The 14,903-nt window shown below is 71.3% G+C and carries 12 protein-coding genes, 1 tRNA gene and 1 pseudogene; 12 read left to right on the top strand and 2 right to left on the bottom strand.

Features of this window, described 5'->3' with window-relative positions; all coding sequences use genetic code 11:
- Positions 1 to 21 precede the first annotated feature (21 nt).
- Positions 22 to 636, bottom strand: a complete 615-nt coding sequence (locus tag LRX76_RS10450; RefSeq protein ID WP_231804840.1) for a TetR/AcrR family transcriptional regulator — start codon at positions 634 to 636, stop codon at positions 22 to 24.
- Between the two features lie 440 nt (positions 637 to 1,076).
- Between LRX76_RS10450 and LRX76_RS10445 the strand changes: the two are divergent.
- The 12 genes and pseudogenes from LRX76_RS10445 (at position 1,077) to LRX76_RS10390 (ending at position 14,291) form a co-directional block, all read left to right on the top strand.
- Positions 1,077 to 3,565, top strand: a pseudogene (locus LRX76_RS10445) (DNA internalization-related competence protein ComEC/Rec2).
- The gene (locus tag LRX76_RS10440) at positions 3,456 to 4,133 is read left to right on the top strand and encodes a MotA/TolQ/ExbB proton channel family protein (protein ID WP_231804838.1); all 678 of its coding nucleotides are present in this window, start codon (positions 3,456 to 3,458) and stop codon (positions 4,131 to 4,133) included. Before LRX76_RS10445 ends, LRX76_RS10440 begins: the two are co-directional and overlap by 110 nt.
- Positions 4,133 to 4,570 carry a biopolymer transporter ExbD gene (locus tag LRX76_RS10435; protein ID WP_231804836.1) on the top strand — a complete coding sequence of 146 codons (438 nt, stop codon included), beginning with the start codon at positions 4,133 to 4,135 and terminating at the stop codon, positions 4,568 to 4,570. Before LRX76_RS10440 ends, LRX76_RS10435 begins: the two co-directional genes overlap by 1 nt.
- Positions 4,567 to 6,339 (top strand): lipid A export permease/ATP-binding protein MsbA, encoded by a 1,773-nt coding sequence (gene msbA / locus LRX76_RS10430; RefSeq protein WP_231804834.1) that lies wholly within the window; start codon positions 4,567 to 4,569, stop codon positions 6,337 to 6,339. The genes LRX76_RS10435 and msbA overlap by 4 nt, the downstream gene beginning before the upstream one ends.
- Positions 6,336 to 7,373 (top strand): tetraacyldisaccharide 4'-kinase, encoded by a 1,038-nt coding sequence (gene lpxK / locus LRX76_RS10425; protein ID WP_231804832.1) that lies wholly within the window; start codon positions 6,336 to 6,338, stop codon positions 7,371 to 7,373. Before msbA ends, lpxK begins: the two co-directional genes overlap by 4 nt.
- A gap of 71 nt (positions 7,374 to 7,444) precedes the next feature.
- Positions 7,445 to 8,218: a 3-deoxy-manno-octulosonate cytidylyltransferase gene (kdsB, locus tag LRX76_RS10420; protein ID WP_231804830.1), complete on the top strand. Its 774-nt coding sequence runs from the start codon at positions 7,445 to 7,447 to the stop codon at positions 8,216 to 8,218.
- Positions 8,215 to 8,706 (top strand): low molecular weight protein-tyrosine-phosphatase, encoded by a 492-nt coding sequence (locus LRX76_RS10415; RefSeq protein WP_231804828.1) that lies wholly within the window; start codon positions 8,215 to 8,217, stop codon positions 8,704 to 8,706. The genes kdsB and LRX76_RS10415 overlap by 4 nt, the downstream gene beginning before the upstream one ends.
- Positions 8,703 to 10,124 carry a hypothetical protein gene (locus tag LRX76_RS10410; RefSeq protein ID WP_231804825.1) on the top strand — a complete coding sequence of 474 codons (1,422 nt, stop codon included), beginning with the start codon at positions 8,703 to 8,705 and terminating at the stop codon, positions 10,122 to 10,124. The genes LRX76_RS10415 and LRX76_RS10410 overlap by 4 nt, the downstream gene beginning before the upstream one ends.
- Positions 10,121 to 11,968 (top strand): excinuclease ABC subunit UvrC, encoded by a 1,848-nt coding sequence (gene uvrC / locus LRX76_RS10405; RefSeq protein ID WP_231804823.1) that lies wholly within the window; start codon positions 10,121 to 10,123, stop codon positions 11,966 to 11,968. Before LRX76_RS10410 ends, uvrC begins: the two co-directional genes overlap by 4 nt.
- Before the next feature lie 9 nt (positions 11,969 to 11,977).
- Entirely contained in the window at positions 11,978 to 12,607 is a 630-nt protein-coding gene (gene pgsA / locus LRX76_RS10400) for a CDP-diacylglycerol--glycerol-3-phosphate 3-phosphatidyltransferase (protein WP_231804821.1), read from the top strand.
- 36 nt (positions 12,608 to 12,643) lie between these two features.
- Positions 12,644 to 12,719 (top strand) — tRNA-Gly (locus tag LRX76_RS10395).
- Between the two features lie 315 nt (positions 12,720 to 13,034).
- Positions 13,035 to 14,291 (top strand): phosphatidylinositol-specific phospholipase C1-like protein, encoded by a 1,257-nt coding sequence (locus LRX76_RS10390; RefSeq protein ID WP_231804819.1) that lies wholly within the window; start codon positions 13,035 to 13,037, stop codon positions 14,289 to 14,291.
- A 15-nt stretch (positions 14,292 to 14,306) separates the two neighbouring features.
- On the opposite strand, the gene LRX76_RS10385 is transcribed toward LRX76_RS10390, so the two are convergent.
- Positions 14,307 to 14,903, bottom strand: a 597-nt coding sequence (locus tag LRX76_RS10385; RefSeq protein WP_231804817.1) for a MoxR family ATPase, incomplete at its 5' end; no start/stop codon positions are given.

The following is a 14,903-nucleotide window of genomic DNA, read 5'->3' as shown; positions in this document are numbered from 1 at the left end:
GAGCGGCGCGCAGAAACACGTTCAGGCGCCGGTGGTGGCGGGATTGGGGGCCAGCAGCAGGTCGGTGGCGGCCAGTGCCTGCTGCAGCGGGGCCTTGTCCTGGCCAAGCTTGGCCAGCAGCGCGGCGCCCAGCCACAGCTGGTACAGGGTCTGCGCGGTGGCCTGCGGTGCCAGTGACGGCGGCAGCGAGCCGTCGCGCTGGCCTTCGGCCACCATCGCCGCGATGCGGTCCACCAGTTGCGCCACGCCGTCGTGCAGGATCCGGCGCATGTCCCCGGACAGGTCGGCGACCTCGGCGGCCAGCTTGACCACCAGGCAGTGTTCGGCCCAGCCGCCCAGCACCGGGTCGTCGATCCATGCCGACCAGTAGCGCATCAGGCGTTCGCGTCCGCTGCCGGTGCCGGGTGCGAACAGGGCGTCCAGGCGCTGTCCGTAGTCGCCCACGTACTGCTCCAGCAGCACGCAGCCGAACGCTTCCTTGGACGGGAAGTAGTGATAGAACGAACCCTTGGGCACCTTGCAGGTGTCCAGGATCTCCTTCAGTCCCACCCCCACGAAACCCTTGTGCAGCACCAGTTCGCGGCCGCTGTCGAGGATGTACTGGCGGGTGAGCTCGGCTTTGCTTGTTCTGACCATGGCGGACATCCTGCATGGAATAGACCGGTCGTCTATTAACGAGGGCTGGCTGGGGAGGCCCGCTCGATCCTCCGCTCGGCCAGGTCGGGAGTGCCCTGGGCTCCCGCCTGCGCGGGAGCGATGATCGATGCGTCACCGCGCAGCAGTGCGCGAGCGCGAAGGCGGCGAGCGACGGATGTCGACGCCGCGATTCCTGCCCTGTCGTTGCCACGCGACGCCGGAGCGCTGCAGACCTGGCAAGGCAGGAACCTCCCCGGCAGGTGCGCATGGCAGCGTCCGGCCGGCGCGGATTCGCAGGCGAATCAGGCTTTGCCGACAGGCACGCGCGCCTTGCGCCGATGCGAGGCGCGATGTCCGGTCGCTAGCCTGCCGGCATGTGTGCTGCCCTCGAACCAAGGCTTCCACCTCCTGCGGATCATGGCCCGCGCGATGGCGCTGCGTTGCGCAGGGTGGGCGTCGCGACCGCGGGCCTGCTGCTGGCGGGAGCGTTGGCGGCACTGTTCATTCCCTGGCCGATGCCGGCGTGGTGCTCCGTGGCGGCGATCGCGATGGGTTTTGCCACGTACTGGCGTTGGCCACGGCTGTCCTGGCTGGTCCTGCTGGTGCTGGGCTTTGCCTGGACGGCGCTGCATGCGTCGCGCGCATTGGAAGGCTGGTTGCCGCCGTCGCTGGAAGGCCGCGAGTTCGCGTTGACCGGCAGGGTGCTCGACCTGCCCGACGTGCAGCAGCGCAGGACCCGCTTCCTGTTCCGGGTCGATCCCGCTCCCGGCGTGCCGCGGGCATTGTGGGGGCGGCGATTGCAGGTGTCGTGGTACGACGACTTCGGCGCGGTCGCTCCCGGTCCGCGCACGGCGCTGCATGCCGGCGAACGCTGGAGCCTGAAGTTGCGCGTGCGTGCTCCGCGCGGGCTGGCCAATCCCGGCGGGTTCGACGCGGAGAGAAACGCGCTGGCACGGCGCATCAGCGCCAGCGCGCTGGTGCGCGATCCGCAGCGTGCGCAGCGGATCGGGCCGGCGGGCGGCATCGATGCCTGGCGCGAGCGCATGTCCGGGCGCATCCGGGACGCGGTCGATTCGACTTCGAGCCGCTACGTGCAGGCGCTGGCCCTGGGCGATACGCGGCAGCTCGACGACGCCGACTGGCAGGTGTTGCGCGCCAGCGGCCTGACCCATCTGATCGCCATTTCCGGTTTCCATGTCGGCATGGTCGCCGGCTGCTTCGCGCTGTTCGCCGGTGCGTTGTGGCGCTTGTGGCCGCCATTGGGACGCCGTTGGCCGCGGGTGCAGGCCGCGGCGCTGGCGGCCATGCTGGCCGGCATCGGCTATGCGGCCGTCGCCGGCTTCGCGCTGCCCACGGTCCGTACCGTGCTGATGATCGCCGTGGTCGCGGTGGCGCGAATCCTGCGCCGGCGCGGCAGCGTGGGCGATTCGCTGGCCATCGCCGCCATCGCCATCGTGCTGGTGGATCCGCTTGGGTTGCTGACGGCCGGCTTCTGGCTGAGCTTCGCCGGCGTGGCCTGGCTGGTGTGGTGCCTGGGGGCAGAGGACTCGCGGGGCAGGCTGAGGGCCTTCCTGTCCGCCCAGGGCGTGGCGACGGTGGGGCTGTTGCCGCTCACGGTGATGCTGTTCGGCCAGGCTTCGCTGGCGGGGCCGCTGGCCAATCTGGTGGCCATTCCCTGGTGGTCGCTGGTGGTGGTGCCGCTGTCGCTGGTCGGCACCGGGCTGGAAGCCGTGCATGCCGGCGGCGGGCAGTGGGCCTGGCGTGCGGCGGCGTCCTGCTTCGACCTGAGCTGGCCGCTGTTCGAATGGCTGGCGCGCAGCCGCTTCTCGCTGTGGTGGCTGCCGGAAGCGCGCGACGTGGCCTTGCTCCTGGCCATGCTGGCGGCGTTCTGGCTGTTGATGCCGCGGGGCGTGCCCGGGAAGTCGCTGGCATGGCTGCTGTGGCTGCCGCTGTTGTTCCCGGCGCGGGAGCTGCCGCGCGAGGGCGAACTGGAGATGACGATGCTCGATGTCGGCCAGGGGCTGGCCATCGTGGTGCGCACCGCGCATCACACGCTGCTGTACGACGCCGGGCCGGCGGTGGCCGATGGCTACGACGCAGGCGAGCGCGTGGTGGTGCCGGCGCTGCGCGCGCTGGGCGAGCCGCGGCTGCATGGGGTGGTGATCAGCCATGGCGACAGCGACCATGCCGGCGGCCTGGGCGCGGTGCTGGGGGCCGTGCCTGCGGACCGGACGCTGTCTCCCCCCGGTTCGGCGGTCGCCGATGCCGATCCCTGCATCGCCGGCGACGAATGGAGCTGGGACGGGGTGCGCTTCCGCTTCCTGCATCCGGGCGATGGCTTTCCCTACCTGCGCAACGAATCCAGCTGCGTGCTCAGGGTGGAAAGCCGCTTCGGCGCGGTGCTGCTGACCGGCGACATCGGCGAGGTGATCGAGCGCCGGCTGCTGCGGGACCGGCCCGGCGAACTGCAGGCGGCGGTGGTCGCGGTGGCGCACCATGGCAGCGGCGGTTCCTCGCAGCCGGCCTTCGTCGCCGCCACCGGGGCGCGGCTGGCGCTGATCTCGTCCGGCCATGGCAACCGCTTCGGCCATCCCAACGGCGATGTGGTGCGGCGCTGGCGCGAGGCCGGCGCGGAGGTGCTGGACACGGCCGGGAGCGGGGCGACACGCGTCTGGCTGGGGGAGCAGGGTCTGCAACTGCGTGAATACCGGCCCTGGCGGGCACGGCTGTGGGATGCGGAGCGGCGCACGAGAGCGGTGCGTGCGACTGCTATCCTATCGGTTCGAGAACAGACGGCAGGCTTGCCAGAGGGTTGACGCGTGTGGGAACTGGTCAAGGCCGGCGGCTGGCCGATGCTGCCGCTGCTGCTGCTGGGCGTAGTGGCGTTGGCGATCATTCTCGAGCGTTTCTGGACCCTGCGTCGCAATGAGGTGCTGCCGCCCGGGCTGGGCCAGGAGGTCCGCAACTGGGCGGTGCGCGGCAAGCTCGACCCCGGCCATGTCGAATCGCTGCGCCGCAGCTCGCCGCTCGGCGCGCTGCTGGCGGCCGCGCTGGACGTGCGCGGCCGCCCGCGCGAAGTGGTGCGCGAGCGCATCGAGGACACCGGCCGGCATCTGGTTCATCGCATGGAGCGCTTCCTGAACGCACTGGGCACGGTGGCGTCGGCCGGACCGCTGCTGGGCCTGCTGGGCACGGTGGTGGGCATGATCCAGATGTTCCTGGGCATCCTCGACCATGGCGTGGGCGACGTGAACCAGCTCGCCGGCGGCATCGGCAAGGCGCTGGTATGCACCGCGACCGGCATGATCGTGGCGGTGCCGGCGCTGATCTTCCACCGCTATTTCAAGGGCCGCATCGCCGGCTACGTCATCGAGATGGAGCAGGAGGCGACCGCGCTGCTCGATGCGCTGGAGAGCGGCAGGGCCGGGCAGCCCGCCGCGCCGGCGCGTGCCGATTCCGCCGCGCGCGCCGCGACCGTCGCCAAGAGCCGTGCCTGATGCGCATCCGTGACGATCGCGCACAGGACGAGCCGCATATCGATCTGGTGCCATTGATCGATGTCATCCTCGTACTCATCATCTTCTTCGTGATCACCACCACCTTCGACGCCCGTTCCACGCTGCAGCTGCAGTTGCCCACCGCCAGCGAGCAGGATTCGCCCACGCCGCCGCGCTCGCTGAGCGTGCTGATCAATGCCGACGGCCGCTACTTCATCAACGACAGCGAGGTGCTGCGCAGCGACGTGGAGGCGGTCAAGCGTGCCATCGCCGAGGCGGCCGGCAGCGACCGCGAGCAGCCGGTGCTGCTGCGCGCCGATGCGCGCACGCCCTACCAGGCGGTGGTGACCGCGCAGGACGCGCTGGGGCAGCTCGGGTTCCGCCGCATCGCCATCGCCACCGCGCCCGACGCCGCCGGCAGCGGGGGCACGCCATGAGTCACGTGCTGGACAACGGACGCAATGCCTCGCCCTGGGGCACCTACCGGCGCCTGCTGTCGTACGCCGCGCCCTACCGCTGGCTGCTGGTCGCCGCGGCGATCGGCGCCTTGCTCGAGGCGGCGGCGGGCGGCGGCTTCCTGCTGCTGATGAAGCCGATCACCGACGAGACCTTCATCGCCCGCAACCGCGACGTGGCGCTGTGGCTGCCGCTGGCCATCGTCGGCCTGTTCGTGCTGCGCGGCGTGGCCGGCTACATGACCGACATCTCGATGGGCCGCGCCGCCAGGAGCATCGCCCGCGATTTCCGCGTGCAGGTGATGGACAAGTACCTGCACCTGCCCGGGGCGCGTTTCGACACCGAACCGGTGGCCTCGATGCTGGTGCGGCTGGGATCGGACAGCGACCAGGTCGCGCAGGCCGCGGTCGATGCGATGAAGGTGATGGTGCAGCAGAGCCTGCAGATCGTCGCCTCGCTGGCGGTGATGCTGTGGTACAGCTGGACGGTCACCGTCACCATCCTGCTGGTGGCGCCGCCGCTGGCCTGGGTGATGGACCGGGTCGCCAAGCGCTACCGGCGCATCAGCCATCGCATCCAGGAAAGCAACGCGCAGCTGATGCTGGCGGCCGACCAGGCGCTGAGCAGCCAGCAGGACGTCAAGATCTACGGTGCCCAGGCCAGCGAGATGGCCCGCTACCGCGGCCTGGCCGACAACAACCTGCGCCTGGCGATGAAGGTGGAGTCCACCCGCGGCATCTCCTCGGCGGCGGTGCAGCTGCTGGGCGCGGTCGGCCTGGCGGTGCTGCTGCTGATCGCCGGCCACGAGGCGCTGCAGGGCCGCCTGAGCGCCGGCGAATTCGTCTCGCTGATGACCTCGATGATGGCCATCATCCCGGCGCTGAAGCAGCTGACCAACGTGCAGAACATGCTCCAGCGCGGCGTTGCCTCGGCGCAGCGGCTGTTCTCGGTGCTGGACAGTCCGGACGAGAGCAACAGCGGGACCCTGCGGGTCGAACGCGCCCGCGGGCTGATCGAGTTCCGCCAGGTGACCGCCCGCTACCCGGGCCAGGGCTCGCCGGCGTTGGCCGACGTGACCTTCACCGCCACGCCGGGCACGGTCACCGCGATCATCGGCCGCTCGGGCAGCGGAAAGTCCAGCCTGATCAAGCTGATCCCGCGCTTCTACGATCCCGAATCGGGGCAGATCCTGCTCGACGGCCATCCGCTGCAGGACTACGTGCTGGCCGACCTGCGCCGGCAGATCGCCATGGTCGGGCAGCAGGTGACGCTGTTCGACGGCACCATCGCCGACAACGTGGCCTACGGCGAGATGAGCCAGGCCAGCGCCGAGCAGGTCGACCAGGCCGTGGCCTCGGCCAATGCCAGCGAGTTCGTCGAGCAGCTGCCGCTGGGCCTGCAGGCCGAGGTCGGCGCCCGTGGCGGGCGCCTGTCCGGCGGCCAGCGGCAGCGCCTGGCGATCGCCCGCGCCATGCTCAAGGACGCGCCGATCCTGATCCTGGACGAGGCCACCGCGGCGCTGGACAACGAATCGGAACGGCTGGTGCAGGATGCGCTGCAGCGGCTGATGCCGGACCGCACCACGCTGGTGATCGCCCATCGCCTGTCCACCATCGAGCATGCCGACCAGGTGCTGGTGATGGACCACGGGCGCATCGTCGAGCGCGGCACCCATGCCGAGCTGCTCGCCCTCGGCGGCCTGTACGCCCACCTGCACGCGATGCAGTTCAGGGAAAAGCACTCCGCATGAGCCAGAAAGGTCCGGTCTCGCCACCGTACTGGTACGGCGAGGGACGTCCGCCGCTGCCGATGCAAGGCCTGTCGTGGCTCTACGCGGCCGCCATCGGCGCGCGCCGATGGCTGTACCGGCGCGGCTGGCGCAAGCGCCTGCAGGTGTCGGTGCCGGTCATCGTGGTCGGCAACATCACCGCCGGCGGCGCCGGCAAGACGCCGCTGGTGATCGAGCTGGTGCAGCGGCTGCGCGAGGAAGGCTGGAAGCCGGGCGTGGCCAGCCGCGGCTACGGGCGCCAGGACGCCGGTACGGCGCGCTGGGTGCAGGCCGATACCGCGCCGGCGCTGGGCGGCGACGAGCCGGTGCTGATCGCCTACAAGACCGGCGTGCCGGTCAGGGTGGACCGCGACCGCGTCGCCGCGGCGCGCGCGCTGGTGCAGCAGGGCTGCGACATCGTCGTCTGCGACGACGGGCTGCAGCACTACCGGCTCGCCCGCGACATCGAGATCGAGGTCATCGATGCGCGGCGCCGCTACGGCAATGGCCGCATGCTGCCGGCCGGGCCGCTGCGCGAGCCGCCCTCGCGCTCGGCGGAATGCGATTTCCGCGTGGTCAACCTGGGGCAGGGCGGCGAAGACGGTGCGGCGCAGTCGAGCGGTTTCGGCGAGTGGCAGATGCGGCTGCGCATCGACACCGCGGTACCGATGGTCGGCGGCAGGACGCGCGCGCTGTCCGCGTTCGCCGGCCAGCGGGTGCATGCGGTGGCCGGCATCGCCCACCCGCAGCGTTTCTTCGCCATGCTGCGCGCGTGCGGCATCGCCGTGGTGCCGCACGCGTTCCCGGACCATCACCGCTACCAGCCGCAGGACCTGGACCTGGGCAGCCAGCTGCCGGTGCTGATGACCGAGAAGGACGCGGTCAAGTGCGCCGCCTTCGCCAATGCCTGGTGCTACAGCGTGCCGCTGCAGGCGGAGCTGCCGGCGGCGTTCTGGGTGGCGCTGCTGGACCGGCTGGACAAGCTCGCGCCCCGCCACGCTCCGGATGGGCGCTGAGCAAGGCCGCACCTTGGTGTTGTGCGGTGCCGGCGGTGGCGAGCGATGATGTCGATGAATACAGGTGAATCATGAACACAGCTTCCGTGGACTTCGTCGTGGCGATTCCCGCCCGCCATGCCTCCACCCGCCTGCCGGGCAAGCCGCTGCGCCTGCTGGGCGGCGAGCCGTTGATCGCGCGCGTGGCCCGGCGCGCGCTGGCGGCCGGCGCGCGCGAGGTCTGGGTGGCCACCGACGATGCGCGCATCGCCGAAGCGGTTGCCGGGCTTGCCGGCGTCTCGGTGGCGATGACGGCGTCCGAGCTGGCCTCCGGGACCGACCGCCTGGCGGCCTGCGCCGAGCGGGCCGGCTGGAGCGACGACACCCTGGTGGTGAACCTGCAGGGCGACGAACCCTTCGCCCCGGTCGCCGGCATCCGCGCGGTGGCCGCGACGCTGGCCGCCAGCGGCGCGCAGATGGCCACGCTGGCGGCCGCGGTGGAGGCGGCCGACGAACTGTTCGACCCCAACGTGGTCAAGCTGGTGAAGAACGCGCACGGCGATGCGCTGTACTTCAGCCGCGCGCCGATCGCCTGGCATCGCGACGGCTTCGCCCACGACCGCGCCGTGCTGCCGGACGGGCAGTGGTTCCGGCATATCGGCATCTATGCCTACCGGGTGGATTTCCTGCGCCGGTTCGCGCAGATGCCGGCGGGCGTGCTGGAGAGGATGGAGTCGCTGGAACAGCTGCGGGTGCTGGAAGCGGGCTACCGCATCGCCGTGGCGGTGACGCCGGAACCGTTCCCGCCGGGCATCGACACGTTCCAGGACCTGCAGCGGGCCGAGGCCTTCCTGTCCGCGCCATGACGCGCCTGCTGCTGGTGTGCCTGGGCAACATCTGCCGCTCGCCGATGGCCGAGGGCGCCTTGCGCGCGCGCATCCAGGCCTCGCCGCTGGCGGGCAGGGTGCAGGTGGATTCGGCCGGGACCGGCGGCTGGCATGCCGGCCAGGCGCCGGACCCGCGGGCCATCGCCTGCGCGCGCGGGCACGGCGTCGACATCTCCACGCTGCGCGCGCGCCGGATCGCGCGGGAGGATTTCGAGCGTTTCGACTGGATCCTGTGCGCCGACCGCGACAACCTGCACGACGTCGGCCGGCTGGCCCCGCCCGTGGCCAGGCCCCGCGTCGCCCTGTGGCTGCCCTGGGCCGGGGTGGCCGGGCCCGACGACCTCGCCGATCCGTACAGCGGCGGTCCGCGGGATTTCGAACAGGTATGGGCGCGCGTGGAACAGGCGGCCGCGGCTACCGTGGAACGGCTGGCCCGGGCAGGCGGTTCCGGCATAATCGAGCGATGAGCGCCCGTCCAGCCAAGGAACTGCCGGATTCCTCCACCTGGCTCAATGCCAGGCCGGCCACGCTGGGGGACTATCGCGGGCGCCCGCTGGTGCTGGCGTTCGTCAACGCCGCGTCCGCCTGGTGCATGCAGCGGGTGGGCGAGCTGGCGCAATGGAGCGCGCGCAATCCGGGCAGGGCGCAGGCCATCGTGGTCCAGGTCCCGCGTTTCGACAGCGAGCGCGATCCGGCCCACTCGCTCAAGCTGCTGCGCCGGCAGGGAGCCGCCATGCCGGCGCTGCTCGACCGCGACTGGCGCGCCTGGCGCGATTTCGCCGTCGAATCCTGGCCCACGCTGGTGCTGCTGGACAGCCGGGGCGAGGAGCACTCGCGCTTGGTCGGGGCGCAGGCGGGCGACCTGGAGAAGACGCTCAATATGCTTTGCGAAGACGCGCTTCCGCGGCTGGACGAGGATTTCGCCGGCACGGCCGAGGCCAATGCCGAGCCGCGGGCCACGCTGAGCTTCCCGATGGGCCTGGCGGCGACGGAGGAACGGCTGTACATCGCCGACAGCGGCCATCACCGCATTCTCGAGTGCGACCATGGCGGACGCGTGCTGCGCAGCTTCGGCCTGGGGATCGCGGATTTCGTCGATGGCGGCATCGGCGAGGCGGCCTTCCGCCGGCCGCAGGGCGTCGCGCTGCTGCGCGATGCCCTGTACGTCGCCGATACCGGCAACCATGCGCTGCGCCGGATCAACCTGTCCTCCGGGCACGTCGACACGCTGTGCGGCAGCGGCCGAGCCGGGGAGCCGGTGGAAGGCGTCGTGTCGCAGCCGCGGCAGGTATCGCTGAACCAGCCGCGCGACCTGGTGGTGGCTCACAACCAGGTGCACCTGGCCATGGCCGGCGACAACCGCATCTGGAGCTACGACCTGGGACGCCGCGAACTGCACTGGCGCGCCGGCTCCGGCGCGCTGGAGTCGCGCGACGGCAGCGGCCACCTGGCCGCGTTCTCGCAGCCCACCGGCCTGGCCCAGGTGCAGCACACCCTGTACGTGTGCGACGCGCTGGCCTCGTCGGTGCGTTCGCTGCAGATCGCCGGCGACCGGGTGCAGACCCTGGTGGGCGGGCGCGGCAACTGGGAATTCGGCGATGCCGACGGACCGCGCGGCCAGGCGAGCCTGCAGTATCCGCAGGCGATCGCGCTGAGCCCGGAGGCGCCGCTGCTGTGGATCGCCGACAGCGGCAACGGCCGCCTGCGGGTGCTGCGGCTGGGCGGCGGCGAGCTGTCCACGGTGGCGCTGCCACGTCCCCTGCATGGGCCGGCCGGCCTGGCGGCCACCGACGATGCGGTGTGGATCGCCGAGACCGACGCCCACGCGCTGCTGAAATACCAGCCGGCTACCGGCCAATTGCACGAGATCCCGATCCAAGAATGACTGCAGGCGAACCCAGCCGATTCGACGGCAAGGCCTTTGTCGCCAATCTCAGCACCGCTCCCGGCGTGTACCGCATGTACTCGGCCGACGACACGCTGTTGTACGTCGGCAAGGCCGGCGCGCTGCGCAAGCGCGTGGCCAGCTACTTCAGCGGCTCGCCCAAGAGCGCGCGGATCATGTCCATGCTCTCGCAGGTGGCGCGGATGGACGTCACCGTCACCCGCACCGAGGCCGAGGCGCTGCTGCTGGAGAACCAGCTGATCAAGTCGCTGACGCCGCGCTACAACGTGGCGCTGCGCGACGACAAGAGCTATCCCTACGTGCTGCTCACGCGCGAGCAGTGGCCGCGCATCGCGCTGCACCGCGGCCCGCGCGCCGTGCCCGGCCGCTACTTCGGCCCGTATCCGGGCGTCACCGCCGTGCGCGAGACGCTCAACCTGATGCACAAGCTGTTCAAGCTGCGCAGCTGCGAGGACAGCGTGTTCCGCAACCGCTCGCGGCCGTGCCTGCAGTACCAGATCGGCCGCTGCAGCGCCCCGTGCGTAGAGCTGGTGGACGCCGACGAGTACGCCGAGTCGGTGCGCCGGGCGACGCTGTTCCTGGAAGGGCGCAGCGACCAGCTGGCCGACGAGCTGATGAAGGACATGCAGCAGGCCAGCGAGCAGCTCGAGTTCGAGCGCGCCGCGCGCCTGCGCGACCTGCTGGCCTCGCTGCGCAGCATGCAGAGCCGCCAGTACGTCGATGGCCGCGCCGCCGACCTGGACGTGCTGGCCTGCGCGATGCAGGGCAGCCAGGCCTGCGTGCTGCTGCTGGCCTTCCGCGACGGCCGCAACCTGGGCACGCGCGCGTTCTACCCGCGCACCAACGGCGAGGACAGCGCCGAGGAAGTGCTGGGCGCCTTCGTTTCGCAGTACTACGCCGAGCACGCGCCGCCGCCGGAGATCGTGCTGGACCGCGAGATTCCCGACGCCGGCCTGATCGAGACCGCCCTGGCCAGCGCCGCCGAGCGCAGGGTGGCGTTGCGGTGGAACGTGCGCGGCGAGCGCGCCGGCTACGTCGAACTGGCCAGCCGCAACGCACAGGCGACGCTGGCGACCGAGCTGAGCAGCCGCAGCGCGCAGCACGCCCGCAGCGAGGCGCTGCGCGAGATGCTGGGGCTGGCCGAGCCGGTCAAGCGGGTGGAGTGCTTCGACATCAGCCACACCATGGGCGAGGCGACCGTGGCCTCGTGCGTGGTGTTCGACGCCAGCGGCCCGGTGAGCAGCCAGTACCGCCGCTACAACATCAGCGGCATCGAGCCGGGCGACGACTACGCCGCCATGCACCAGGCCATCGAGCGCCGCTTCCGCCGCGCGGTGGAGGAGGACGGGGTGATGCCCGACGTGCTGCTGATCGACGGCGGCGCCGGCCAGCTGGCGCAGGCGCAGGCGGCGCTGGCCGACCTGGGCGTGGAGAACGTGGTGCTGGTGGGCGTGGCCAAGGGCGAGGAGCGCCGGCCCGGCCACGAGACGCTGGTGCTGCCGGACGGCCGCGAACTGCGTCCGGGCGCCGCGTCGCCGGCATTGCAGTTCATCCAGCAGGTGCGCGACGAGGCGCACCGGTTCGCCATCACCGGCCACCGCGGGCGGCGCCAGAAGGTGCGCATGACCAGCAAGCTGGAGGACATCCCCGGCATCGGGCCGCGGCGCCGGGCCAGCCTGCTCAAGCACTTCGGCGGGCTGGCGGGGCTGAAGGCGGCCGGCGAGTCCGAGATCGCCCGGGTCGAGGGCATCAATGCCGCATTGGCCGCGCGCATCTACGCTAACCTGCACGGACTGCCGATGCCCGACGCCGCGGGCGAGTAGAATCTCCCGATGAAAGTGACCATTCCCACCTGGCTGACGCTGCTGCGGATCGTGATGATCCCGGTGCTGGTGCTGGTGTTCTACCTTCCCTACAAGTGGACCAATTTCGCCTGCGCGGCGATCTTCGGCCTGGCCGCGATCACCGACTGGCTCGACGGCTGGATCGCGCGGCGCTACCACCAGTACTCGGCCTTCGGCGCGTTCCTGGACCCGGTGGCCGACAAGCTGATGGTGGCGGTGGCGCTGTTCCTGATCGTGCAGGGCCATCCGACGCCGTGGATGGCGTTCTGGGCGGCGGTGATCGTCGGCCGCGAGATCGCGGTGTCGGCGCTGCGCGAGTGGATGGCCGAGATCGGCCAGCGCGCCAAGGTGCGGGTGGCGATGATCGGCAAGATCAAGACCACCGCGCAGATGGTCGCGCTGCTGTGCCTGCTGTACTCGGTCACGCCCGGGCACGTGGCGACCAAGGAGATCTGGCTGGGGCGCTTCATCTTCCACATCGGCGACTGGACGCTGGCGATCGCGGCGCTGCTCACGCTGTGGTCCGGCTTCCAGTACCTGCATGCGGCATGGCCCAGCCTCAAGGCCGATGAAAAGGCGGCGATGCAGAACCGGAAAAACGGCAACGACAACAGTTGACAGCTTTGCCGTTCCTTGTAGAATTTCGCCTCCCAAGCGGGAATAGCTCAGTTGGTAGAGCGCAACCTTGCCAAGGTTGAGGTCGCGAGTTCGAGTCTCGTTTCCCGCTCCAGACGTCGATCTGCAGGTGTCCGGCGGACATTCTGCGATCCATCGAACCAGGACCTTCGGGTCCTGTTTTCGTTTGTGCGCATGCACTGCGAATCCGGCGGTTTTCGGAAGGGCGCCGACGGCTGCGCGCCAGCGCCAGGCATGCCGCCGCTGTGGCGGGGCAGGGCCGGCCGACGAGGATCTTCGCGCGTGCCACGGCGCCAGGTGGCCGCGGACCGGCGGCCATTCTGCGGTTCTGCGACCGGGGGTAACCGCATTGCCACCGATCCAACGTATTACTGCCTGCTCGAACGCAACCACAGCCTGCAGGTGAGCCTTGATTTCTGACCGGACCCTTCCCCGCGCCACGGCCGCATGGCGCTGGCTGCTTCCCCTGGCCGTCCTAGCGGGCGGCGCGCATGCGGCCGGATGCGCGGCGCAGGCCGGCGACCTGGCCGCGGCCGGCGGGGCGGACTGCGTGCGGCCGTGGATGGACCGGCAGCTGAAGCTCAACGACCTGCTGGCGGTCGGCACCCACAACAGCTACAAGCAGGCCATTCCCGCCGCGGAGCATGCGCTGATCCAGGCCCGCGACCCGGAGGCGGCGCTGGCGCTGGACTACGCCCACAAGCCGCTGTCGGCGCAACTGGACGCCGGCGCGCGGCAGCTGGAGCTGGACGTGGTGCGCGACGATCCGCACGGCGGCCGCTATCTGGACCCGCTGCTGGCCAGGGCCGCCGGCAGCACGCTCGATCGCCGCTGGCTGCATGCCATGGCGCAGCCCGGATTGAAGGCCATGCACGTGCCGGACGCGGACTTCCGTTCCAGCTGCCCGCTGTTCCGCGACTGCCTGCGGCAGTTGCTGGCCTGGTCGGACCGGCACCCGGGGCATGTGCCGATCCTGGTGCTGGTCAATGCCAAGGACGGCGATGCCGTCCCCGAAGGGGTGTCGCTGCGCGGGTTCGACGCGGCCGGGTTCGACGAGCTGGACGCGGAGATCCGCAGCGTGCTGCCGGCCGCGCGGCTGATCACCCCGGACGAGGTGCAGGGCAGGCACCGCACGCTGCGCGAGGCGGTGCTCGCCGGTGCCTGGCCGACCCTGGCGCAGGCGCGCGGCAGGTTCCTGTTCGCGCTCGACGAGGGCCCGGAGAAGGTCGCGCTGTACCGCGGCCGGCGCGCCTCGCTTGAGGGCCGGGCGATGTTCGTCAACACCGACGAGGACTCGCCCGCGGCGGCCTACCTGACCCTCAACGACCCGCAGCGCGATGCCGAGCGCATCGCCCGGGCGGTGCGCGCCGGTTTCCTGGTGCGCACCCGCGCCGATGCCGATACGGTGCAGGCGCGCGGCAACGACGTCGCGCACCGCGAGCGGGCGCTGGCTTCCGGCGCGCAGTGGGTCTCCACCGACTACCTGTGGCCGGACGAACGCTTCCCCGGCGGCTTCTCGGTGCGCCTGCCGCGGCGGGCGGCGGCTCTGTGCAATCCACTGCGGGCCGCGGCGCGCTGCGCCGGCCATGCCGTCGAGACCGTCGCCGACGAGGACTGGCGGCGCGCCGAGGCGGCGGTGCTGGCGGCGCCTGCACCTCGCCAGTAGCTTCCGTCCTCGCCGTCAGGCGGCCGAATGCGGGTGCTTCACCGCCGCCAGCACGTCGGCGATGAGGTCGTCGGCGCCGATGCCGCCGGCCTGGGCGTGGAAGTTGGTGACCAGGCGGTGGCGCAACACCGGCAGCGCGACCGCCTTGATGTCCTCCACCGCCACCGCGAAGCGGTCGTCCAGCAGCGCCTGCACCTTGGCCGCCAGCATCAGCCCCTGGATGCCGCGCGGCGAGGCCCCCAGCGTCACCGACGCGTTGACCGAGGCCGGCGCGTACGCGCTGCGCGGCTGCGTCGCCATCACCAGCCGGATCGCGTAGCTCTGCGCCGCCTCCGGCACCGGCACCTGCCGCACCACCGTGCGCAGCCGGCACAGCGTCGCCGCATCGGTCACCGCCGACAGCTCGATCGCCTGACCGCTGGTGGTGCGGTCGATGATCGCGTGGTAGTCCTGCTCGCTCGGGTAGCCCACCACCAGCTTGAACAGGAAACGGTCCAGCTGCGCCTCCGGCAGCGGGTAGGTGCCTTCCTGGTCCACCGGGTTCTGCGTGGCCATCACGCAGAACGGCTCGGGCATGGCGATGGTGCGCCGGCCCACGGTGACCTGCTTCTC

The organism is Stenotrophomonas sp. MMGLT7 (genome assembly GCF_021168555.1).
In the GTDB taxonomy this organism is placed as follows: Bacteria; Pseudomonadota; Gammaproteobacteria; order Xanthomonadales; family Xanthomonadaceae; genus MMGLT7.
The sequence above is the reverse complement of the archived record's forward strand: the minus strand, read 5'-3'. Positions and strand labels throughout refer to the sequence as shown.

What these genes read in the sequence shown, in the direction of transcription:
- LRX76_RS10450 (WP_231804840.1), bottom strand. Translation starts at nt 636, where the DNA reads ATGGTCAGAACAAGCAAAGCCGAGCTCACCCGCCAGTACATCCTCGAC.
- LRX76_RS10435 (WP_231804836.1), top strand. Translation starts at nt 4,133, where the DNA reads ATGCGCATCCGTGACGATCGCGCACAGGACGAGCCGCATATCGATCTG.
- msbA (WP_231804834.1), top strand. Translation starts at nt 4,567, where the DNA reads ATGAGTCACGTGCTGGACAACGGACGCAATGCCTCGCCCTGGGGCACC.
- lpxK (WP_231804832.1), top strand. Translation starts at nt 6,336, where the DNA reads ATGAGCCAGAAAGGTCCGGTCTCGCCACCGTACTGGTACGGCGAGGGA.
- kdsB (WP_231804830.1), top strand. Translation starts at nt 7,445, where the DNA reads ATGAACACAGCTTCCGTGGACTTCGTCGTGGCGATTCCCGCCCGCCAT.
- LRX76_RS10415 (WP_231804828.1), top strand. Translation starts at nt 8,215, where the DNA reads ATGACGCGCCTGCTGCTGGTGTGCCTGGGCAACATCTGCCGCTCGCCG.
- LRX76_RS10410 (WP_231804825.1), top strand. Translation starts at nt 8,703, where the DNA reads ATGAGCGCCCGTCCAGCCAAGGAACTGCCGGATTCCTCCACCTGGCTC.
- uvrC (WP_231804823.1), top strand. Translation starts at nt 10,121, where the DNA reads ATGACTGCAGGCGAACCCAGCCGATTCGACGGCAAGGCCTTTGTCGCC.
- pgsA (WP_231804821.1), top strand. Translation starts at nt 11,978, where the DNA reads ATGAAAGTGACCATTCCCACCTGGCTGACGCTGCTGCGGATCGTGATG.